General features: G+C 70.8%; 16 protein-coding genes and 2 pseudogenes. 9 read left to right on the top strand and 9 right to left on the bottom strand.

Going from position 1 to position 21,187, the window contains the following annotated elements; genetic code table 11:
• Positions 1 to 35 precede the first annotated feature (35 nt).
• From AB0D57_RS09350 to AB0D57_RS09365, 4 genes are all read right to left on the bottom strand, one after another.
• Positions 36 to 188, bottom strand: coding sequence for a PT domain-containing protein (locus tag AB0D57_RS09350; RefSeq protein WP_362069344.1), 153 nt, complete (start codon positions 186 to 188; stop codon positions 36 to 38).
• Positions 169 to 2,631, bottom strand: coding sequence for a dolichyl-phosphate beta-glucosyltransferase (locus AB0D57_RS09355; RefSeq protein ID WP_362069251.1), 2,463 nt, complete (start codon positions 2,629 to 2,631; stop codon positions 169 to 171). Before AB0D57_RS09355 ends, AB0D57_RS09350 begins: the two co-directional genes overlap by 20 nt.
• Positions 2,628 to 3,323 (bottom strand): GntR family transcriptional regulator, encoded by a 696-nt coding sequence (locus AB0D57_RS09360; protein ID WP_362069347.1) that lies wholly within the window; start codon positions 3,321 to 3,323, stop codon positions 2,628 to 2,630. The genes AB0D57_RS09355 and AB0D57_RS09360 overlap by 4 nt, the downstream gene beginning before the upstream one ends.
• 246 nt (positions 3,324 to 3,569) lie before the next feature.
• Positions 3,570 to 4,925, bottom strand: coding sequence for an aspartate aminotransferase family protein (locus tag AB0D57_RS09365; protein WP_362069254.1), 1,356 nt, complete (start codon positions 4,923 to 4,925; stop codon positions 3,570 to 3,572).
• Positions 4,926 to 5,215: 290 nt separating this feature from the next.
• On the opposite strand from AB0D57_RS09365, the gene AB0D57_RS09370 reads away from it, so the two are divergent.
• Both AB0D57_RS09370 and AB0D57_RS09375 read left to right on the top strand, forming a co-directional pair.
• Positions 5,216 to 7,108 carry a serine/threonine-protein kinase gene (locus AB0D57_RS09370; protein WP_362069257.1) on the top strand — a complete coding sequence of 631 codons (1,893 nt, stop codon included), beginning with the start codon at positions 5,216 to 5,218 and terminating at the stop codon, positions 7,106 to 7,108.
• Between the two features lie 182 nt (positions 7,109 to 7,290).
• Positions 7,291 to 8,124, top strand: a pseudogene (locus AB0D57_RS09375) (substrate-binding domain-containing protein); the annotation flags it as partial.
• A gap of 27 nt (positions 8,125 to 8,151) precedes the next feature.
• Here AB0D57_RS09375 and AB0D57_RS09380 read toward each other — a convergent pair.
• Positions 8,152 to 10,836, bottom strand: coding sequence for an ABC transporter substrate-binding protein (locus tag AB0D57_RS09380; protein ID WP_362069260.1), 2,685 nt, complete (start codon positions 10,834 to 10,836; stop codon positions 8,152 to 8,154).
• Between the two features lie 166 nt (positions 10,837 to 11,002).
• Complete coding sequence (locus AB0D57_RS09385) at positions 11,003 to 11,743, bottom strand: SLATT domain-containing protein (RefSeq protein WP_362069263.1); 741 nt, start codon at positions 11,741 to 11,743, stop codon at positions 11,003 to 11,005.
• Between the two features lie 326 nt (positions 11,744 to 12,069).
• Here AB0D57_RS09385 and AB0D57_RS09390 point away from each other — a divergent pair, with 326 nt between their 5' ends.
• The 5 genes from AB0D57_RS09390 (at position 12,070) to AB0D57_RS09410 (ending at position 15,155) form a co-directional block, all read left to right on the top strand.
• Positions 12,070 to 12,411 carry a YbaB/EbfC family nucleoid-associated protein gene (locus AB0D57_RS09390; protein WP_362069266.1) on the top strand — a complete coding sequence of 114 codons (342 nt, stop codon included), beginning with the start codon at positions 12,070 to 12,072 and terminating at the stop codon, positions 12,409 to 12,411.
• 103 nt (positions 12,412 to 12,514) lie between these two features.
• Positions 12,515 to 13,114: a recombination mediator RecR gene (recR, locus tag AB0D57_RS09395; RefSeq protein ID WP_362069269.1), complete on the top strand. Its 600-nt coding sequence runs from the start codon at positions 12,515 to 12,517 to the stop codon at positions 13,112 to 13,114.
• Positions 13,107 to 13,766 carry a DUF5063 domain-containing protein gene (locus tag AB0D57_RS09400; RefSeq protein WP_362069272.1) on the top strand — a complete coding sequence of 220 codons (660 nt, stop codon included), beginning with the start codon at positions 13,107 to 13,109 and terminating at the stop codon, positions 13,764 to 13,766. The genes recR and AB0D57_RS09400 overlap by 8 nt, the downstream gene beginning before the upstream one ends.
• 45 nt (positions 13,767 to 13,811) lie before the next feature.
• Entirely contained in the window at positions 13,812 to 14,705 is an 894-nt protein-coding gene (locus AB0D57_RS09405; RefSeq protein WP_362069275.1) for a GNAT family N-acetyltransferase, read from the top strand.
• Between the two features lie 39 nt (positions 14,706 to 14,744).
• Positions 14,745 to 15,155, top strand: a complete 411-nt coding sequence (locus tag AB0D57_RS09410; protein ID WP_362069278.1) for a Uma2 family endonuclease — start codon at positions 14,745 to 14,747, stop codon at positions 15,153 to 15,155.
• 10 nt (positions 15,156 to 15,165) lie between these two features.
• On the opposite strand, the pseudogene AB0D57_RS09415 reads toward AB0D57_RS09410, so the two are convergent.
• The 3 genes and pseudogenes from AB0D57_RS09415 to AB0D57_RS09425 all read right to left on the bottom strand — a co-directional run bounded on the left by AB0D57_RS09415 (position 15,166) and on the right by AB0D57_RS09425 (position 17,936).
• Positions 15,166 to 15,818, bottom strand: a pseudogene (locus AB0D57_RS09415) (sulfite exporter TauE/SafE family protein).
• Between the two features lie 115 nt (positions 15,819 to 15,933).
• Positions 15,934 to 17,229 carry a HAMP domain-containing sensor histidine kinase gene (locus AB0D57_RS09420; RefSeq protein ID WP_362069281.1) on the bottom strand — a complete coding sequence of 432 codons (1,296 nt, stop codon included), beginning with the start codon at positions 17,227 to 17,229 and terminating at the stop codon, positions 15,934 to 15,936.
• Positions 17,226 to 17,936, bottom strand: a complete 711-nt coding sequence (locus tag AB0D57_RS09425; protein ID WP_362069284.1) for a response regulator transcription factor — start codon at positions 17,934 to 17,936, stop codon at positions 17,226 to 17,228. Before AB0D57_RS09425 ends, AB0D57_RS09420 begins: the two co-directional genes overlap by 4 nt.
• A 458-nt stretch (positions 17,937 to 18,394) precedes the next feature.
• Between AB0D57_RS09425 and AB0D57_RS09430 the strand changes: the two genes are divergently transcribed.
• Both AB0D57_RS09430 and AB0D57_RS09435 read left to right on the top strand, forming a co-directional pair.
• The gene (locus AB0D57_RS09430) at positions 18,395 to 19,687 is read left to right on the top strand and encodes an aspartate kinase (protein ID WP_362069287.1); all 1,293 of its coding nucleotides are present in this window, start codon (positions 18,395 to 18,397) and stop codon (positions 19,685 to 19,687) included.
• A gap of 5 nt (positions 19,688 to 19,692) precedes the next feature.
• The gene (locus tag AB0D57_RS09435) at positions 19,693 to 20,787 is read left to right on the top strand and encodes an aspartate-semialdehyde dehydrogenase (protein WP_362069350.1); all 1,095 of its coding nucleotides are present in this window, start codon (positions 19,693 to 19,695) and stop codon (positions 20,785 to 20,787) included.
• The last annotated feature ends 400 nt before the right edge of the window (positions 20,788 to 21,187 follow it).

A 21,187-nucleotide genomic window follows, 5' to 3' on the forward strand; every position in this document is an offset into this window, starting at 1 on the left:
GGGTGGGGGGCTCGCCCGGTCCCCCTCGGGTGTGTTCACTTCGGGTGCGATGTCGGGTGTGACGTCAGGTACGGCGTCGGGTGTGCGGTCGGGTACGGCGTCGGGTGTGCGGTCGGGTACGACGTCGGGTGTGATGCCGGGTAGGACGTGGGGCGCGATCCGGTGCGGTCACTTCCCGTCGTGCAGATCCCATACCCAGACCCCGTGCGTCCATTTGCCGGGCCGCCCCACCAGCTTGTCCACCGTCACCCGAAGCTCGTCCTGGTTGGTCCCCGGGGCCAGCACCAGCGCGCCCGCCTTCCAGAACGCGAAGTCCTTACGGGCCTGCGCCTGCCAGTTCTCGCCGATCACCGGGACGGTGCCCGAATACCGCACGTCGCGCAGAAGGTTGGAGGTGTGGCGGGGCGAGGCGCCGTAGATGCCGACGCGGTCCTCGCCGTACGGGCCGTTGAAGTAGCCCCCGGGGAGCTTGAAGGCCAGGTCCGCCGCGGTCTGCCAGTGCAGCGCCTCCGCGTTGCCCGGGTCCGGCAGCGGCACCGGCACGAGCGACTCGCCCTCGCCGACGTACGACTTCCACGTCCCGTCGGTGAAGAACGCGGGCACCGCGACGCGGTCCACCGTCTTCAGCGGGGCGGGGACGAGGGGGAGCAGCGCGGCGGCGACGGCCAGCGCGCCGAAGTACTGCGTGGCGGCGCCCCGTGCCCGCAGCAGCCGCTCGATGGCCAGCGCCACCAGCATTCCCAGCGCGGGCGCGCAGATCATCGCGACCCGCCCCTCGATGACGGACTCGAAGAGGGGCTTGTCGGACACCAGTGCCCAGGGCCCGGGCAGCACGGTGTCCGTCAGCGGGATACGGACCTTGGGGCCGAGGGAGAGGAGCGCCGCGGCCAGGACGGTGAACGCGAGCGCCTTCACCACGGCCCGCTCCCACAGCCGTATGACGACCGCGAAGATGAACGCGGCCAGCGGCCAGCCGTAGAAGGCGTTCTGCTCGGTGGGGTTCAGGGAGAGCGCGTTCGCGTTCTCCGCGTTCCCGGCGAGGAGTGAGCGCTCGGCGAAGGAGATCAGGGCCAGCGGACTGTTGCCGGCGTTGTCGCCGTGCAGGACGCTCTCGTAGCTCTGCGGCCCGGCGAACTGCCAGTACAGCGGAAAGGCGACGAGAGGCAGACACACGGCCCCCGCCACCGCCAGCCCCTTCAGCAGCGGACGCCGCGCCGCCTTCGCCACCTCGCGGCGTACGGCGGCGTAGCCGAGCGCGAACAGCACCATGCCCATCGCCGCGAGCAGCAGCGGTTCCTCGCCGAGGAAGATCTGGTACGTCGCCATCAGCCCGAGCACGATCCCGTCCCGGACGACCCGCGCGCCCGTGCACAGGCGCAGCGCACGGTCGATGATCAGCGGGACCATGAACAGGATCATGAAGTTCGGGTGCGCGTTGGCGTGGCTGATCATCGGGGGAGCGAAGGCGGCGAGTGCCGCGCCGACGAAGGCCGCGCCCCGGTGCCGTACGACGTGCTTGACGATCAGCCAGTACCAGGCGGCGCCGGTCGCGGCCAGGCCCAGGGTCATGACCAGGCTCAGGGCGATCGCCGGGCCGAAGAGCAGGGTGATCGGCGCAAAGGGGACGGACAGGCCCAGCATGACCGTGTTGGCCATGAGGTTCACGCCGTCCGGGAAGTTCTGGAAGGTGGTGAAGAGGGGGTTGTGGAGGTGGCGGACGTTGTCGGCCGTGACCGTGAAGAACCACTCCCACTGGTTCTGGTCCTGCAGTGAGTCCGGGAGGTAGCGGTTGTCCGGGTCCGCCCAGCGGCCGGAGTAGAGGACGACCGCCATGAGGAGGAAGAGGGTGGCCGCGAAGAGATCGGCGGGGCGTACGGCTCGCGCCTTCAGGAGGGTCAGTTCGGCGAGGACGCGGCCGTAGTCGAGGGGCCGTACCTTCGAGCCGGGCTGGTGGGACCAGCGGACCGGGACCTCGGCGACCGGCCAGCCGGACCGGCGGAAGTGCTGCAGTACCTCGACGTCGATGCCCCACCCATTGAGCCGGGACGCGCCGAACGCCTCGCGTGCCCGGTCCCCGTCGAACAGCTTGAAGCCGCACTGGGTGTCGCGTATGCCGGGCACCGCGACCCGGCGTATGAGGAAGTTGCCCGCGCGGCCGAGCAGCTCCCGCAGGAGGTGCTGATGCCTCTCGATCGTCGAGCCGGGCGTGGCGCGCGAGCCGATCGCGGCCGAGTGTCCCTCGCTGAGCGCCTTGTCGAGCTGCTCCAGCTCCTCGATCGGCGCGGCCAGGTCGGCGTCCGTGACCAGGATCCGGCGGCCGTACGAGGCGAGCACGCCCAGCCGCAGGGCGTGACCCTTGCCGCGGTTGCGGGGGCTGGTGACGAGCTGGACGCGGCGGTCGCGGGCGGTGACGGCGGCGACGACGTCCCTGGTCCCGTCCGTGGACCCGTCGTCCACGACGATGAGCTCCCACTCGCCGAGCCGGCTCTGGTTCTCGCTCAGGTGCGTGACGATCGCGTCGAGGGTCGGGGCGAGGCGGCGCTCTTCGTTGTACGCGGGTACGACGACCGTCAGGTCTATGGCAGTGGCCGACATGTCCTCTATGACGTCCGCGGCGTGGGTCGCGCTCATTCGGCGGCCAGGCGCTCGATGAGGGCTATGGAGTGGGCGTTGTACTCGGTGATGATCGCGTGCGCCGCGTCCGGATCGCGGCGCGCGAGCGCGTCCACGAACTCCGTGTGCCCCGACCACAGGCGGCCCTTCAGGTCGTCCACCCGGCTCAGGTGCTGCACCGTGCACACCCAGGACTGGACGCGCAGGCGGTGCAGGAAGTCGGTGAGGTAGGGGTTGCCGAAGAGGCCGCTGAGCTCACGCCAGAAGCGGAGGTCGTAGCCGATGAGGACGTTCAGGTCGCCGGCGCAGGCGGCGCGCCCTGCCTCCTCGCCGCGGCGGCGGACGGCCGCGAGGGCGGTGAGGGCGCCGGGATCGTCGAGCTGTTTCATTCCGGTGGCGGCGAGGCTGTGGAACATGGCGTCCGTGACCAGGCTGCGGGCCTCGATCATGTCGCGGTAGTCGGTCGACGAGTACTCGTGCACGCGGAAGCCGCGGTGCTGGTCCGCCTCCAGGAGGCCCTGCGCCGACAGGTCGACCAGTGCTTCCCTGACCGGGGTCGCGGAGACGCCGTACTGCTCGGCTATCTCCTTCACCGTGAACTCTTGCCCGGGCTGGAGGCGGCCGGCCAGCACCTCGTCGCGGAGGGCGTCCGCTATCTGCTGTCGCAGGGTGCTGCGGGTTACGGCGGCGTTGCCGCCGGGGCCGGGCATCGTCTCTTGCTCCCCATCCTTCGCGTACGGGTGCACGTGCGTGTGCTCCACCTATGAACACGTCACCTTACGGGGTGGGGTTCCCTCGGAGAGGTTTTCGCCCCCGCCGCCCCTACCCGTCCCATCCGTACCTGGGGGCTCCGCCCCCAGACCCCCGTTCGGCCTGAACGGCCTCGTCCTCAAACTCCCCCAAGCCGAGAGCTTGGGGGAGGGTAGGGGCGGCGGGGGCGAGAAACCCCCGTGGTGTCACACCGTGTGCTCGTCGGCCACCGTCAGCGCCACATCCAGGGCCGCGAGGCCCTCCTTCGCCTCGGCCTCGGTGACGTTGCACGGAGGCACGACATGGGTCCGGTTCATGTTGATGAACGGCCACAGACCGTTCGCCTTGGCGGCAGCCCCGAACGCGGCCATCGGCGCGTTCGCCTCCCCGGCAGCGTTGTAGGGCACGAGCGGCTCCCGCGTCGCCCGGTCCCTGACGAGCTCCAACGCCCAGAACACCCCCGTACCGCGGACCTCGCCCACGCTGGGATGCCGGGAGGCGAGCTCCCGCAGCCCGGGCCCGAGCACCGTCTCGCCGATACGGGCGGCCTGGTCGACGACGCCCTCCTCCTCCATCACGTTGATCGTGGCCACGGCGGCGGCACAGGCCAGCGGGTGCCCGGAGTAGGTGAGCCCACCGGGGTAGGGCCGGCGGGCGAAGGTCTCCGCGATCGCCGCCGAGATCGCCACGCCGCCCAGCGGCACGTAGCCGGAGTTCACGCCCTTCGCGAAGGTCATCAGGTCGGGCGTGACGTCGTAGTGGTCCGCCGCGAACCACTTGCCGGTGCGGCCGAACCCGGCCATGACCTCGTCCAGGACGAAGACGATCCCGTACCGGTCGCAGATCTCCCGCACCCCGGCGAGATAGCCGGGCGGCGGCGTCATGATGCCCGCCGTGCCCGGGATCGTCTCCAGGATCACCGCCGCGATCGTCCCCGGCCCCTCGAACACGATCGTGTCCTCGAGGTGCTGGAGGGCCCGCTCGGCCTCCTGTCGCTCACTGTCGGAGTGGAAGGGCGACCGGTACAGGAACGGCGCCCAGAAGTGGACGACACCGGCCGCGCCGCTGTCGCTGGGCCAGCGCCGCGGGTCACCGGTGAGGTTGATCGCGGCGGCGGTGGCACCGTGGTAGGAGCGGTACGCCGAAAGGACCTTCGGCCGGCCCGTGTGCAGCCGGGCCATCCGCGTGGCGTTCTCGACGGCCTCGGCCCCGCCGTTGGTGAAGAAGATCTTGTCCAGGTCGCCCGGGGTCCGCTCGGCGATCAACCGGGCCGCCTCCGACCGCGCCTCGATCGCGAAGGCGGGCGCGAACGTCGACAGGGTGGCCGCCTGCTCCTGGATCGCGGCGACGACCTTCGGGTGCTGGTAGCCGATGTTGGTGAAGACGAGCCCGCTGGTGAAGTCCAGATACCGGTTGCCTTCGTAGTCCCAGAAGTACGACCCCTCCGCGCCGGCGACGGCGAGCGGGTCGATGAGCTCCTGCGCGGACCAGGAGTGGAACACGTGCGCGCGGTCCGCGGCCTTCACGGCGGCGCCGACCTGGGGGTTGGGCTGAGGAGTCATGCGCCGAAGCGTAGGGGCGCGCGGGGCGGGCGCGACATCGGCGTCCTGTCTGCGGTCCGGGGCTTTCCACGACAGTGTGTCGGGCGTGGAGACGAGGAGAGCGACCATTGACAGGCGTCGCCGATGAGCCGGCCCGCCGCGCCGGACCGGCCGCCGCCTGCCCCACCAAAACGCCCACCGAAGCGGCGGCAACCACTGTTACGGAACCGTAGACACCGCTCAACCCGCCTCCCGATACGGCCGAACTATCCTCGGTCCGTTGCACACGTACGGGGGAGGGTGGCGCGGCGATGGAGAAGCTGGGGCCAGGGGATCCGCAGCGGATCGGGGCGTATCGGTTGCTCGCGCGCCTCGGCGCCGGCGGGATGGGGCACGTGTATCTCGCCCGGTCCGACCGGGGGCGTACGGTCGCCGTCAAACTGGTGCGGCGGCAGCTCGCCGAGCAGGAGGAGTTCCGGGCGCGCTTCCGGCAGGAGGTCGGGGCCGCGCGGCGGGTCGGCGGTCACTGGACCGCACCCGTGCTCGACGCGGACACGGAGGCCGAGATCCCGTGGCTGGCCACCGGCTACGTCGCCGGACCGTCGCTCCAGACCGTCGTCGGCCGCGACCACGGCGCGCTGCCCGAGCGCTCCGTCCGTATCCTCGCGGCCGGACTCGCCCACGCCCTCAAGGACATCCACGCCGCCGGGCTCATCCACCGCGACCTCAAGCCCTCCAACGTGCTGGTCACGATCGACGGTCCGCGCGTCATCGACTTCGGGATCGCGCGCGCTCTGGAGACCGTGACCGACGGCGGTCTCACCCGCACCGGCGCCCTCGTCGGGTCGCCCGGGTTCATGGCGCCCGAGCAGGTCCGCGGCGACCGCATCACGCCCGCGTGCGACGTCTTCTGTCTGGGCTCGGTCCTCGCGTACGCCGCCACGGGTGTGCTGCCCTTCGGGGCGGCGAGCAGCGGGGTGCACGCGATGATGTTCCGTATCGCGCAGGAGGATCCCGACCTGGAGGGTGTGCCGGAGGGCCTCGCCGACCTCGTACGCCGCTGTCTGCGCAAGGACCCGGCGGCCCGTCCCTCGCTGGACGAGATCCTGGAGTTCACCGGCGCGGACGACACCGTCGTGGACGGGCGGACCCGCGATCCGTGGCTGCCGGGCACACTGGTGGCCCAACTGGGGCGGCACGCCGTGCAGTTGCTGGACACCGAGAACCCGGACGAGGCACCGGCCCCGCCGCAGGCCGCTCCGGCGCCCACCCCGGCGCCGCCCGCGCCCGAGGTCGCCCCGGAGCACGCCGCCACCCCCGCCGAGGAAAGCCCCGCCCCGCCCGCGCCGGGGCAGCCGGTCTCCTCGGACCACCTCCCCACCCTGATCGCGGGCGTCCCCCAGCCGGCCGCACCGCCCACACCGCACCCCGCGTACGGCTATCCCCAGCAGCACCCTCAGCAGCACCCCAGCCCCTCCGGCCCGCCCGCGTACGGCTATCCGCAGAACGCTCCCCAGAACGGTCCCCACAACGGCTGGGGCGCCGCCGCCCCTCCGTACGGCTCGACCACGCCCTACGGACCGGGAGGGCCGTACGGTCCCGGGGCCGCCCCCGCCCCCCAGCCCCCGTCCAGAAGCGGCCGCTCCACCGTCGCCCTGATCGTCGTGGCCCTCGTCGTCGCGCTCGGCGCGGGCGGCTCCGTCTACGCGCTGATGCGGGGCGGCGGCGACAGCACCGACGACTCCAAGCCGTCCCCGGCCACCAGCGGGCCCACGACGCCGGGCCCGACCACGCCCGAGGCGTCGCCCACCGCCGACGAGTCGCCCTCCTCGCAGGCACCCCAGGACGGCACGGTCCCGGAGGCGTTCCTCGGCACCTGGGACTCCTCCATCGACAACGCGACCGGCCACAACACCCGCCGACTCACCATCCAGCAGGGCGAGGTCGGCGACACGGTCCTCTCCCTCACCGCGGACGGGCCGTCCGGCGACTCCACGTACCACTGTGTTTTCCAGGCCGAACTGACCGCCGACCCCGGCGCCGACGGCCCCCTGGCGATCGGCCCCTCCGAGGTCACCACCGGCGAACCGATCTCCTCCTGCACCCCGGGCGCCGCCTCCGAGGTCACCCTCCTGCCCGACGGCCGTCTGCGCCGGGTGAACACGGACTCGGGCGAGGCGCTGACCTACACCAAAAGCGGCTGACGACCCGTCAATTACCGTGACAGGCCGCTGAACTTCACCCGGCGTATCCCGGATGTTTCCGCCTCGAGCCGTACGGTGACCGCACCGTAGGGCTCGGGGGAGTGGCTCACGATGGAGTGGTTGAGCGCAGAGAACATTGTGGCCGTCGGGACCGCGGTGATCGGTGTCGTCTCCGCCGCGCGCTGACCGTCACCGGCTCGACCGCCTTCGCGCCCGTGATGAGCGAGCTGGCCAAGAAGTACGAGAAGGACTGCGAGGGCTCCGACATCACGGTCGACCCGCACGGCAGCACGGCCGGGGTGCGCGAACTCGCCGACGCGGGCGCCAAGTCCACGAAGGGCTCCCCGCCCGTCGTCGCCCTCTCCGACGGCCCCAAGCCGAACGGGTACCCGCAACTGCGCGAGAACCGGGTCGCCGTCTCGGTGTTCGCGCTGGTCGTCAACGACGACGTCCCCGTGAAGAACCTGTCGCTGAAGAACGTACGCCGCCTCTACCGTGGCGAGATCAAGAACTGGAAGCAGCTCGGCGGCCCCGACCGCCCCGTCCTGCTCGTCAGCCGGGACGCCAACTCCGGTACCCGGCAGGTATTCCAGCGGCGGGTGCTGGGGCGCGGCGAGATCGCCAACTCCTCGCTGGACTGCGTCAGCAAGGACGACGTGACGGCGCCCGTGGTGCGCTGCGAACTCGACTCCACCGACCAGGTGCTGAGCACCGTGGTCCGGCTCCCCGGCGCGAGCGGTTACAGCGAACTCAACCTCGCCACCGGATACAAGGGCCTGCGCCGGCTCACCCTCGACGGTCACCGCCCGTCCGTGGAGGAGCTGGAGCACGGCACCAGCGACTACCCGTACCGCGAGATCGAGTACGCCTACACCTACGGCCAGCCGCCCGCCGACTCCCTCGCCTCCAGTTTCCTCGCCTACATCAGCCGGGGCAGCGGCCAGGACGTGATCCGTACGCATGGACATCTGCCGTGCGGGACACCGGTGGGCCTGAAGATCTGCGGCGACGGCTGAGCCCCGGCCGATCGTCTGTTCAGTGCCTCATTGCCGGGCGCACGGCGCGCCCTGCGTACGGCTCGACTCGCCCTGCCGGTACGCCCCGCACACCACGACGGCCGCCGGACGCTCCGCCAACTGCCGCATCAGCACGAGGGTCTTGTCGAGGGGCGGGGCGTTGTTGCCCTGGTCGTAGGAGACGTAGCCGGTGGCGCCGTTGAAGGTGACGCCGCCGCCGAGGACGGACAGGACGGACGCCCGGGAGACGGACTCGTCGCGCAGCCGGGCCTGGTCCACCGCCTGCGACAGGACATGGAAGGCGTCGTAGGAGACCGCGGAGTGGCCGTCCTGGACCCAGGGGTCGGTGCCCTTCGTGGTGCGCCCGACGAACGCGTTGTAGTCGTCCACGAACTGGAGGGTCTTCTCGCTGGCCCGGGTGTCGGTGGCGGGCAGCCGGTGCGCCGAGTAGTAGAGGCGCAGCCAGTCCTTGTTGTTGTAGACGCCGGTCTGGGCGACGTTCGTGAGTTCGTTGCCGCCGAGGACCGTCACGTCGTCGTCGATGCAGGTGCCGCGGGTGTCCATGGCGGTGATGAACGCGGTGAAGTCACGGGCCCGCGCCGACCAGTACACGACCGACTCCGGGTCCGTCCGCAGCGCCTTGCACAGCTGCCGCGCCAGCTCGTCCGCGCTGGAGACGCTGATGGCGCCCGCCGGGGGCGGGGGATCGAAGTCGCCGTCCTGGTTGAAGTTGAAGACCTGGGACTCGCCGGGGAACGCGGCACGGAACTTGTCCGCGAGGCTGCGGCTGTAGAGGTCGGCGGAGCTTTCGATGACGATGGCCCGGTGGGCGGGGGAGCAGCTGTCCTCCTCCTGGGTCCCCGGCTTCGCCACGATGTTCTGCTGGCTCGCGAAGTCGGCCTCGATCCGGGCCTCGGTCGAGTTGGCCGGGGTGAAGGGCCAGAAGCTGAGGCTCGCCGAGCCGGCCAGCATCTCGTCGGCGGTGGCGGTGGTGCCGATGGCGGGGATCCGCGCGTTGCCCAGCACCTGGAGCGCGGCCCGGGTCTCGTCCCGGCTCTGCGCGTATCCGAGGACGCCGACGATCTTCTCGTACGCCTTGGCGGCACGCTCGTCCCGTACCTCGGCGACGAGCTTCTCCGCCTCGGCCACGGCGTTGGTGAACGCCCGCCCGGTGGGCCGCACCTCGACCCGCAGCCGGACGGCGGAGTCGTTGGACACGGCGTCGTCGAGCAGCTTGCGCTGCCACATCGCGATGCCGCGCAGCTCCGGGATGGTCCCGTCGAACCGGGTCTCGTTCTCGTTGGTCGGCACGCTGGAGACGAAGGCGACCACGGTCCGTACGGTCCTGCCCTGGGCGGCGGCCTGCTCGGCCCGCGTGTTCTGCTCGGCGATCTCCTTGACGGCCGCGTCGTACCAGCCCTTGGAGTCCACCGGGATAGGTGTGGCGCGGGCCGACTCGGCGACGGACTCGGCGCCGCCGACGCAGGAACGGTCCACGTCGGGGACGAGGGCCTGCCGCGTCGTCAGCCCCGCGGCGGTCAGGGCGAGCACGGCGACCCCGGTCACCAGCCAGGTGGGCACGGTCCAGTCGAACTTGAAGGTCCGCGGATCGACCGGGCGGACGGGCAGCCCCCGCCGGGCGAGGGACTCCTCGGCGAAGGTCACCAGAACGGGCGACCCGTCCCGCTGACCGAGCCGCAGACTCGCCTCCGACAGGCTCATCTCGTCCGGATCGCCGAGTTCCTCCAGCAGCGCGGCGGAGGGCAGGCCCACGGCCACGACGAGCGGGCCGGGCGGCCGGGCGGTGGTGCGCGCCCGGTGCAGTGAGCGCAGCAAACGCTCGGCGGCCAGGGCGCCCCGGCTGCCCTCCGGAGGCAGTTCCACGAGAAGTACGGGCCGGCCGGTTCTTCTTCGCCGCGCGGGCAGGATTCTCCCTGTCGGGGGCGCGCTCAGATCCTCCAGCAGGGCCCGCACCAACAGCCAGTCGAGCTCCTGGAGCGCTTCCTGGTGGCCCGGGTCGCCGCTCAGCTGCGTCCCGCGCACGCTGCCGAGGTTGTCGATCACCCGGAACAGCTTCTTGCTGCCCCCGGCCACGGCTTCCGCGCCGAGCCAGCCGCGCATCACCTTGCGGGACATCGCGCGGGCCCACAACCACCGGGGCAACGTCTGCACGAACGACAGCCAGCCGACCCTCATCAGAAAGCCCGCGACGCCGCCGTCCTCCGGCCCCTGCATCCTGCTGAAGCCCAACAAGCCGCCCCGCTTGGCTCGTTGCTCGCACGCGTAGGCCTGCAACTCCTTCGCCTGCGAGCCGTGCTCCGTCCACGCCTGCGGGTGCGCGCGGATGTACGCGACGAGGTCCCGGATGATCAGGGTGTGCGGGAACCGGTCGGGGGTCATGTTCTCCGGCGCCCCGGTCTGCAACTGCACCCCCGCGCCCCCGGCGAGCAGTGCGGTGTCCTCCGCGGCGGGCATATACGCGTACGGCACCAGCTTCCCGTTGTGGTCGAGCGACCCGATCAGGGCCCTGACCACGCGGTCCACGCCGGTCGTGTACGCCGATTCCGGCACCCGCAGCAAGAACAGCGGCGGCATGGTCGCGAGGTTCGCCCGATTGCGATATTCGGGCGCCACGGTCGTCGGGAAGTCCCGTACGAAATCACCGGCCCGGTCGTCCGGAAAGCCTTCTAGTCCACCTTGATTCGCTGGCACGCAGAACTCCCCCACCGCTCAACTGCGCTGGCTGGAAAGGAACTTGAGGACCAACAAGGCTACTCGGTCTTGTGGTGCCGGGGGCAGTCTTCAGCCCGTCCGGCGTCTGAGGACGAGCCCTTCGGGCGATGGGGGCGAAAACCCACCCCTACCCCCACCCGGAGGGCTACCGCGGCTCAGGCGGCCGCTGCCGAGGCATGTTCGGCCGAGCCCCCGGCGGCAGCGGCGCCCGACCGGGCGGACCGCTCTCCGCCTGCGGCGCCCCGGCCGGCGAGGGCTGCATCCCCAACGGCGCCGGCCCGGTCCGGAACTCCATCATCCAGTCCGCCGTCTCGGCCCGGACCAGCTCCGTCACGTCCTCCGAGAACCGCCGCAGCACACCGAGGCACCGCTCCGCCGCTTCACCGGCGGTGCCCTCCGTCGGCCCCAGCACCTCCCGCACGCTCTCGGACGCCCAGTCGAACTGCAACACCTGAAGCCGCCGCTGCACGGCCTGAGCGGTGGCCACGTCCCTTATCCATCCGGAGGTCACCCCGAAGAACCGGTCACCCGCCACACACGCGACCCCGAGCAACAGCGCGAGACACCCCCAGGGGGCGATCCCCCCGACCACCCCGGTGAGATCGAGCAGCAGCAGCGCGGCCCCGGCCACCGCCCCCAGCGCCGCCCCGCCCCGCAGCACCCGCGCCCCCCACCGCTTCCCCGCGCGGTCCGTGAGATACCAGGAAGCCGTGTCGAGCGCGCCCCGCTCGACCCACCGGTACATCTCATGGAGCCGCTCAGCCGGCTCCCCCCAGTCCCCGAGCGGGAGCGGCCGGCCGGTCAGGTCGCCCGGCCGGGGCCCGATCGCCCCGTCGGCCGGCCCGTCCTGGGGCGGCCCCTCGGGCTGCATCTCCGGCTGGCTCACCCGGCACTCCCTACTGACGACGGCGGTGACGACTCCGACGAAACCAGCGACGTTCGAAACTAGTGACGTTGCGTGATGTCGCGTGACGCGTGGTGCTGAAGCGCCCTCTCCTTCCTAGCGCCCAATGGGTGGCGATGGCACGGGTTTCACCGGTTTTCCGCCCGGAAGTGGGTCTTGGTCAGGTATAGGCCTTCGTGCGGTCTCACTCGAAAGAGTGCTTGGGCGACCGACCCGCCGACCACGTAGGCTCATGCTGAACGGGAAAATCCCGTTCGGACAGCGGTACTCACAGCGGTATACACAGCCGTACGAACCAGGAGCTGATCGTGATTCCCGGTGGTGGCCAGCCCAATATGCAGCAGCTGCTCCAGCAGGCCCAGAAGATGCAGCAGGACCTCGCGAACGCGCAGGAGGAGCTGGCGCGGACGGAGGTCGACGGCCAGGCGGGCGGCGGCCTGGTGAAGGCGACGGTGACGGGCTCCGGCGAGCTGCGCGCCCTGGTCATCGACCCGAAGGCGGTGGACCCGCAGGACACCGAGACCCTCGCCGACCTGATCGTCGCGGCCGTCCAGGCGGCGAACGAGAACGCGCAGGCGCTCCAGAAGCAGAAGCTCGGCCCGCTCGCCCAGGGCCTCGGCGGCGGCGGCATCCCCGGTCTGCCCTTCTAAGACCGGCGCACGCCAACTACCGTACGCATAAAGACAACGACAAAGACGAAGACGAAGCAGTGCCCAGGAGCAGTACCGAGCGGTACCCAGGAAAGGCAGTCCGTTGTACGAAGGCGTGGTCCAGGACCTCATCGACGAGCTGGGGCGGCTGCCCGGCGTCGGTCCCAAGAGCGCGCAGCGGATCGCCTTCCACATCCTGCAGGCCGAGCCGACGGACGTCCGCCGACTCGCGCAGGCCCTCATGGAGGTCAAGGCGAAGGTCCGCTTCTGCGCGACCTGCGGCAATGTCGCACAGGAAGAGCTGTGCAACATCTGCCGCGACCCGCGCCGCGACCTGTCGGTGATCTGCGTGGTGGAGGAGCCGAAGGACGTGGTCGCGGTCGAGCGGACGCGTGAGTTCCGGGGCAAGTACCACGTCCTGGGCGGCGCGATCAGCCCGATCGAGGGCGTGGGCCCGGACGACCTGCGCATAAGGGAACTCCTGGCCCGCCTGGCGGACGGCACGGTCACGGAGCTGATCCTGGCCACGGACCCGAACCTGGAGGGCGAGGCCACGGCCACGTACCTCGCCCGCATGATCAAACCCATGGGCCTCAAGGTCACCCGCCTGGCCAGCGGCCTCCCTGTGGGTGGCGACCTGGAATACGCGGACGAGGTCACACTCGGCCGCGCCTTCGAGGGGAGACGACTCCTAGATGTCTGACGCCACGCTGCATGCGACCAGCCAGGATCCCGACGATTTCGTCGTCCAGATCGCGGACCAGGTAGCGAGCTTCCTGGTCGCCGTCACCGAGGTGGCCAAGGGTGACGAGCCGGACTCGGCCGTGCCCTTCCTCCTCCTGGAGGTTTCCCAGCTGCTGCTGGCCGGCGGCCGACTCGGCGCGCACGAGGACATCGTCCCCGACGAGCGCTACGAGCCGGACCTCGGCCCGGAGGCGGACGTGGACGAACTCCGCGAGCGCCTGGCGGTGATGCTGGAGCCGATCGACGTCTACTCGGAGGTCTTCGACCCCTACGAGCCGCGCAAGGCCCCGGTCCCCGCCCGTATCTCCGACGACCTCGCCGACGTCATCGCCGACCTCCGCCACGGCATGGCCCACTACCGGGCCGGCCGCACCACGGAAGCCCTCTGGTGGTGGCAGTTCTCCTACTTCTCCAACTGGGGCTCCACCGCTTCCGCAACCCTGCGCGCCCTCCAGTCCGTAGTGGCCCACGTCCGCCTCAACCAGCCCCTGGAGGAACTGGACGGCCTCGACACCGACCAGGACCTCGGCGACGACGCCCTCGCGGAGGAGGCGGGCAAGGTCATGGCGGAGGAGCTCGCGGGGCCGTTGGGGATGCGGACGGTCAAGTAACGGGAAACCACGGGCGCATGCCTACAGGTTGAGAAACCATGCGGCATGCGCCCGGATGACTGGCACCTCACCGAAGACGTCGACGACTTTCTCGCCCGAGCCGGAGACTTCCTGCGCTCGCGGCCCGGCCTGCACGTCATGCCGCTGACGTGGACCGCGAGACTGCGAGCACGTGGGGCGGAGGCCTTCGGCACCGAAGCCCCCGTCTTCGGCCTGCTGGAGCGAGCGGACGAGGTCCGCGCCACCTTCTACCGTCTCCCGCCCCGCGGTCTGGGCCTCACCCCGCTCACGCCTGAGCAGGCCGACAGCCTCGCCGCCCACCTGGCCGCCCTCGGGCACTCCCTTCCCTCCGTCAGCGCGGACCACAGCACGGCCACCGCTTTCGCCGAGGCCTGGCAGCGGCACACCGGCGCGACGCCGAAACTCCGCGACACGCGACTTTGTCTGTACCGCCTCGGCACGCTCACCCCACCGGAGCCGCTGCCGGCGGGCCGAGGCCGCGTCCTGGGCGAGCAGGATCTCGAGCAAGTCATGTTCTGGTGCGGCGAGTTCGCCAAGGCGGTCGGGGAAGACGTCTCCATCGACGCCGAGACGTGGGCCCACACCCGCTTCGCCGACAAGCGCTACACGCTCTGGGAGACCCCGGACGGCACCCCCGTCTCCATCGCGGGCATGAACCCGTTGATCGGCGGCCAGATCCAGGTGGACATCGTCTACACCCCGGCCCACCTGCGCGGTCGCGGCTATGCGGGCGCCGTGGCGGCGGAGGTGAGCCGGGCCGCGCTGGCCCTCGGCGCGAGGGATGTCGTCCTGTTCGCGGACCTGTCCAACCCCACCAGTAACGCCCTCTACCAGCGCCTCGGCTACCGCCCGCTCACCAACTGGGCGGCATACGACTTCTCATGTGCCGCACCGGAAGTCAGTCAGGCTCCGAGATAGCCGAGCACCGCGCACAGCCGACCCGGGTCCACGTACGGCGTGGTCGGCGCCGGCAGGAACCTGTGGCTGCATGCGGAGAGCGGCCTGAAGACGGAGCGCTACCGCAAAGGGCGCGCCCGTGCTGATGGAGTGCTCGTCCCGGTGGGCGGCCTCAAGGGGCGGGGCGAGTGGTCCGACGCCGATGGTGACCTGATGGCGGTGGAGGTCACGTCGTACGACGCCGACACCCACCAGCGCGACCGGGTCGAGAAGCCCGACGGATACGCGGCAGCGGGCATCCCCGTCCACCTCCTCATCGACCGTGACGACTGCTCGGTCGTCGTCTTCGATCAGCCCGAGGACGGCCGCTACCGGCACGCAGAGAAGGTGCCCTTCGGCGCCGCCGTCAAGCTCCCCGACCCGGTGAACATCACCCTGGACACCGAGCCCCTCAAGGAGTTCGTGGACTGAGAGGAGGAAGTCAAAGCCCCCACACCCCCTTCGTCAAAGTCGTCACCCCGCCGGTCAGCGCCAGCCCCAGCACCAGCATCCGCACCCGCTCCTCCGGCACCCGCCGAGCCAGCGCCCGGCCGATCATGCCGCCCACCGCCATCCCCGCTCCCGCGACGCCCCAGCGCCCCGCGCCAAGGTGTGGAACCCCGTTCGCGGCCACCGAGAAGGCGTTCACCACCACTCCGTAGAACTGTGCGTTCGGCACGAACTCCCGTACGGTCCAACCGGCGTTGACCGCGTACAGGGACATCGGCGGACCGCCCACCCCGGCCGCGGAGTTCATGAAGCCGCCCGCGGCGCCGGCGGCGACCGCCCCCTTCGTGCCGCGCAGGGCGGGGACCCGGGCGCCCCGCATGACCAGCAGCACGGCCACCGTCACCAATGCGCCCATGAAGACCAGCAGCACGGGCTCGGGCAGCCGCCGGGCCAGCCAGGTGCCGGTCGGTACCGTGCATGCCCCGCGACGCACAGGGGCACCATCGCGGTCGGCCGTACGCGCCGCCAGCCGCTCGCGAGGCCGACCACGCTGATGGCCCCGGCCGCGCAGTTGGCGAGTACGACTCCCTGGGCCGGCCCGAGCAGCAGCACCAGCGCCGGTACGGCGACCAGCGCGAACCCCATCCCCGTGAGCCACTGCACAGAGGAGCCCAGCAGCACGATTCCGCCCAGCAGCAGACTGTCCGCCCACTCGACGCCTCCCACCACCGACAACCTCCTCCCTTTGGGTGGCTGATCGTCAGCCACCACTCCTCTGTGCTGCCGACCGCAGACCGACCGCCACGCACAGTCCGCCCCCGGGCGCGTCCTCGAGCGTCACGGTCCCGCCGTCGTCCGTCAGCAGCTGCTTGACGATGGCGAGGCCGAGACCGGAGCCGGAGTGCCCGGTCAGGCCCTGGCCGCGCCAGAAGCGGTCGAAGGCGCGGGACTTCTCGGTGTCCGACATGCCGGGGCCCTGGTCCAGCACCGACAGCACCACCTCGTGGGCGCGGACCGTCACCCGCACGGTGATCGTCGAATCGTCCGGGGAGACCTCCAGGGCATTCGACAGGACGTTGTCCAGCACCTGGTCGAGGTGACCGGGACTGGCCAGCACATGCGACCGGTCGCTGAGTTCCCCCTCCTGCGCGATGGTGACTCCGCGCTCCTCGGCGGCCGGCCGCCACACCGCCAGCCGGTTCTCCAGCAGCTCCCGCAGTGGCAGCGTCTCCGCCGCCGGCACCTTCGCCTCCGCGCGGGCGAGCATCAGCAGTCCGTTCACCAGGCGGCTCATCCGGATCACCTCCGCGGTGGCCTGGTCCACGTCCTCGCGGACGGAGTCGTCCTCGACCCCGTCCGCGATGTTGTCCAGGGACAGGCGCAAGGCCGTGAGGGGCGTACGGAGTTGGTGCGAGGCGTCGGCGACGAAGATCCGCTGGGAGTCGATGAGGGTGTCGAGGCGTTCCGTGACCGAGTTGAGGGTGCGGGCGAGGCGCCGTGTCTCCGGCGGGCCCGTGACCGGCGAGCGCGCGCTCAGGTCGCCGTCGCTGAACTTGCTCGCCATGTCGCTGAGCCGGCGCAGCGGCCGGGTCAGCCGGCGGGCCAGCAGCGCGCCGAGCCCGGCGGCCACCGCCAGCACGCCGGCCGCGAGGACGGCGCTGAAGGCCCAGATCCGCCACAGCCGGGCGGTGAGATCGGAGGTCGGGTACGTGACGCGCACGGCCCCCACGGTTTCGTCGTCGCGTATCGCCGGGACCGTCACCCTGAGCGCGCCGTCGCCCCACCGGGCTGTGGTCGTGTCGGCGGCGGACTTCGGAAGCACGGCCACGGTGCCGGGCGTCCGGTCGGCGTACGCGGTCGCCAGCCGGTCCAGTGCCTCCCGCGAGGCGGGATCGCCCTGCGCCAGCATCAGCGACATGGTCGTCGCCTCCCGGCGTACGGACTCCTCCGTGTCCCCGCGCAGCTGCGAGGTCAGCGTGAACGCCACCGGCACGGTGAACGCGGTCAGCGCGACGGCCACCAACAGGACGTAACTGACGATGAGTTGCCGGATCACGCGCCGGACCCGTCCTGCTCCGGGGCGGATGCCGAAGACTCCCGTACGACCTCCAGGCGGAAGCCGACCTCCCGTACCGCCTCGATCGTGATCGCCCCCGTCAGCTTCCGCCGCAGTGCCGCGACATGGACGTCGAGTGTCTTCGCCGGCCCGAACCGGTTCCCGTCCCGGACCGCTTCCATGATCTGCTCGCGCGACATCAGCGCGCCGGGCTCCTCGGTGAGGAAGGCGAGCAGGTCGTACTCCTCGGGGGCGAGGGCCACCTCGACGCCGTCGAGGCGTACCCGGGCGGCCTCGCGGTCGACGGTGAGGCGCGGCCCGTAGCGGTCGGGGCCGCTGTCCACCGCCGTACGCGGCTGCACACGGCGCATCACCGTCCTTATTCGGGCGATGACCTCGCGTACGCCGAAGGGTTTGGAGACGTAGTCGTCCGCGCCGGTCTCCAGGCCCACCACCCGGTCGGTCTCGTCGCCGCGCGCGCTGATCACGATGATCGGAACCTCGCCGCGTGCCCGCAGGGCCTTGCAGACGTCGAGGCCGTCGGTGTCGGGCAGCCCGAGATCGAGGAGGACGACGTCGTACGGGTCCTCGTGGGCCAGGGCCGCGTGGCCGGTGCTCACCCACTCGACCGCGAAGCGGTAGCGCTGCAGGCCGCGCCGAAGCGACTCGGCGACCGGCTCGTCGTCTTCCACCAGAAGTACGCGCACAGGCGCACCTTAGACCGACCGGCAATGGGAGGGCGGCGTCGCGGGGTCTGGCACGCACATCTGCCGCGTTGTCGTCGGTCGCGATGGCTCCGCCATCACTCCCTCCTCCGCCTTGCAGCTGCACGCACCAGACCCCGCTCCTTCTCCCGCCCTCCCATTGCCGGTCGGTCTTAGTGGTTGAGAGTTAAGCCACACTCGCCGTTTGTGACACGGCACACTTTCCCTGCTTTTCCGAGTGTGCGCGGCGGTCAGGGGCAGATGCGGTCCTGGAGCGGCACGTCGTCCTGGCGGAGGCAGGCCCTCCTGGAGCGGCCGGGAATTCCCGAAGAAAAGCCGCGGTATCGCGTCATGAGCGGGACATCTCACGATGCGATACCGAGGCGGGGGATTCCGGCCGCTCGTTAGACTGAGCCGACCGCAGTTGTGCGGTGCAGAGACGGATTGAGCGAGGAGCGCACGTGGGCCTTGTCGTGCAGAAGTACGGAGGCTCCTCCGTAGCCGATGCCGAGGGCATCAAGCGCGTCGCCAAGCGAATCGTGGAAGCGAAGAAGAACGGCCACCAGGTGGTCGTGGTCGTTTCCGCGATGGGCGACACGACGGACGAGCTGATCGATCTCGCCGAGCAGGTATCTCCGATGCCCAGCGGACGAGAGTTCGACATGCTGCTGACCGCCGGAGAGCGGATCTCCATGGCCCTGCTGGCGATGGCGATCAAAAACCTGGGCCACAGCGCCCAGAGCTTCACCGGTAGCCAGGCAGGCGTCATCACCGACTCGGTCCACAACAAAGCGCGGATCATCGATGTCACGCCCGGCCGCATCCGGACGGCCCTCGACGAGGGCAACATCGCCATCGTCGCCGGGTTCCAGGGCGTCTCGCAGGACAAGAAGGACATCACCACGCTCGGCCGCGGTGGCTCCGACACGACGGCGGTCGCGCTCGCGGCCGCCCTCGACGCCGAGGTCTGCGAGATCTACACCGACGTGGACGGCGTGTTCACCGCCGACCCGCGAGTGGTGAAGAAGGCCCGGAAGATCGACTGGATCGCCTTCGAGGACATGCTGGAGCTCGCCGCCTCCGGCTCCAAGGTGCTGCTCCACCGCTGTGTGGAGTACGCCCGCCGTTACAACATCCCGATCCATGTACGGTCCAGCTTCAGCGGACTTCAGGGCACGTGGGTCAGCAGCACGCCACTCGTGCAAAAGACACAGCAGCAAGGGGACCAGAAGGTGGAGCAGGCCATCATCTCGGGTGTCGCTCACGACACCTCCGAGGCCAAGATCACGGTCGTCGGCGTCCCGGACAAGCCGGGCGAGGCCGCGTCGATCTTCCGCGCCATCGCCGATGCCGCGATCAACCTCGACATGATCGTGCAGAACGTGTCCGCGGCCTCCACCGGCCTGACGGACATCTCCTTCACCCTCCCCAAGACCGATGGCCGCAAGGCCATCGACGCCCTGGAGAAGGCGAAGGCCGTCATCGGCTTCGACTCGCTGCGCTACGACGACCAGATCGGCAAGATCTCGCTCGTCGGCGCCGGCATGAAGACGAACCCGGGTGTCACGGCCGGCTTCTTCGAGGCGCTGACCCAGGCCAACGTGAACATCGAGCTGATCTCGACCTCCGAGATCCGCATCTCGGTCGTCACCCGCGCCGACGACGTCCCCGAGGCCGTGCGCGCCGTGCACAGCGCGTTCGGACTGGACTCCGACAGCGACGAGGCCGTCGTCTACGGGGGCACTGGCCGCTGATGACCATGGGGACCGGGCGACCGGCTGAACACGCTGGACGCCCTGGACGCCCTGGACGTCCGACGCTCGCGGTCGTGGGAGCGACCGGGGCCGTCGGTGCGGTCATGCTCCAGATCCTGTCCCAGCACGCGGACATCTGGGGCGAGATCCGTCTGCTCGCCTCCCCGCGCTCGGCCGGCCGCAAGCTGGCCGTGCGCGGCGAGGAGGTCGAGGTGATGGCGCTGAGCGAGGCCGCCTTCGACGGGGTCGACGTCGCGATGTTCGACGTACCCGACGAGGTGGCCGCGCAGTGGGCGCCGATCGCCGCGGCCAAGGGCGTGATCGTGGTGGACAACTCGGGCGCCTTCCGGATGGATCCGGACGTGCCGCTTGTCGTCCCCGAGGTCAACCCGCACGCCGCGCGCGTGCGCCCGCGCGGGATCATCTCCAACCCGAACTGCACGACCCTCTCCATGATCGTGGCGCTCGGCGCGCTGCACGCCGAGTTCGGCCTGCGCGAGCTGGTGGTGTCCTCGTACCAGGCGGTGAGCGGTGCCGGGCACGCCGGCGTCGACACCCTGCGCCGCCAGCTGTCCCTCGTCGCCGGTACGGAACTGGGGACCAAACCCGGTGACGTACGACGTGCCGTGGGCGACGACACGGGCCCGTTCCCGGAGCCGGTGGCGCTGAACGTCGTACCGTGGGCCGGATCGCTGCGCGAGGACGGCTGGTCCTCGGAGGAGATGAAGATCCGCGACGAGTCCCGCAAGATCCTCGGCCTGCCGCACCTGCGCGTCGCCGTGACCTGCGTACGCGTCCCGGTCGTCACCACGCACTCCCTCACCGTCCACGCCCGCTTCGAGGGCGAGGTGACGGTCGCCAAGGCCACCGAGATCCTGGCCACCGCGCCCGGAGTCGTCCTCTTCGACAACCCGGCCGCGGGCGAGTTCCCCACCCCCGCCGACGTGGTCGGCACCGACCCCACCTGGGTCGGCCGCGTCCGCCGCGCCCTCGACGACCCGACCGCCCTCGAACTCTTTGTCTGCGGTGACAACCTCCGCAAGGGAGCCGCCCTCAACACGGCCCAGATCGCGGAGCTGGTGGCGGCGGAGAGCTTCTAGTCCGTAGCCATGAGTCGTGGGTCGTGGGTCGTGGGCCCTGAGCCCTGGGCCGGGGAGGTGTGGCCCAGATCTCGCGACGGATGCGCCGACCTGGGCGTTTCACAGGAAAAATCTTCCTGGTCATCGGCGGAATCGTTTGTAGGATCTGTGTCAGTCGTGTGGCCGGAGATAATGGTCCGGACCACTTGAACAGAACCCGCTTGGCGTTCGAAGATTTCTCTCCCCGTTCTCCGCAACCGCGCGGAGGGCGGGGAGCGTCTTTGCGGTCGCCCTAAACGGGTGCCCGGGGGTGGCACGGCATATGGGCATAGGGGATGAGCGGGTACGCATGAGGGCATTCAATGCACTGCCAGGCGCGCGGCCGGGCGCGTCGGCAGGCGTTCCGGCAACCGTGCCGAGG

The organism is Streptomyces sp. NPDC048275 (assembly GCF_040652275.1).
In the GTDB taxonomy this organism is placed as follows: Bacteria; Actinomycetota; Actinomycetes; order Streptomycetales; family Streptomycetaceae; genus Streptomyces.

What these genes read in the sequence shown, in the direction of transcription:
- AB0D57_RS09355 (WP_362069251.1), bottom strand. Translation starts at nt 2,631, where the DNA reads ATGAGCGCGACCCACGCCGCGGACGTCATAGAGGACATGTCGGCCACT.
- AB0D57_RS09360 (WP_362069347.1), bottom strand. Translation starts at nt 3,323, where the DNA reads ATGCCCGGCCCCGGCGGCAACGCCGCCGTAACCCGCAGCACCCTGCGA.
- AB0D57_RS09365 (WP_362069254.1), bottom strand. Translation starts at nt 4,925, where the DNA reads ATGACTCCTCAGCCCAACCCCCAGGTCGGCGCCGCCGTGAAGGCCGCG.
- AB0D57_RS09370 (WP_362069257.1), top strand. Translation starts at nt 5,216, where the DNA reads ATGGAGAAGCTGGGGCCAGGGGATCCGCAGCGGATCGGGGCGTATCGG.
- AB0D57_RS09400 (WP_362069272.1), top strand. Translation starts at nt 13,107, where the DNA reads ATGTCTGACGCCACGCTGCATGCGACCAGCCAGGATCCCGACGATTTC.
- AB0D57_RS09405 (WP_362069275.1), top strand. Translation starts at nt 13,812, where the DNA reads ATGCGCCCGGATGACTGGCACCTCACCGAAGACGTCGACGACTTTCTC.
- AB0D57_RS09435 (WP_362069350.1), top strand. Translation starts at nt 19,693, where the DNA reads ATGGGGACCGGGCGACCGGCTGAACACGCTGGACGCCCTGGACGCCCT.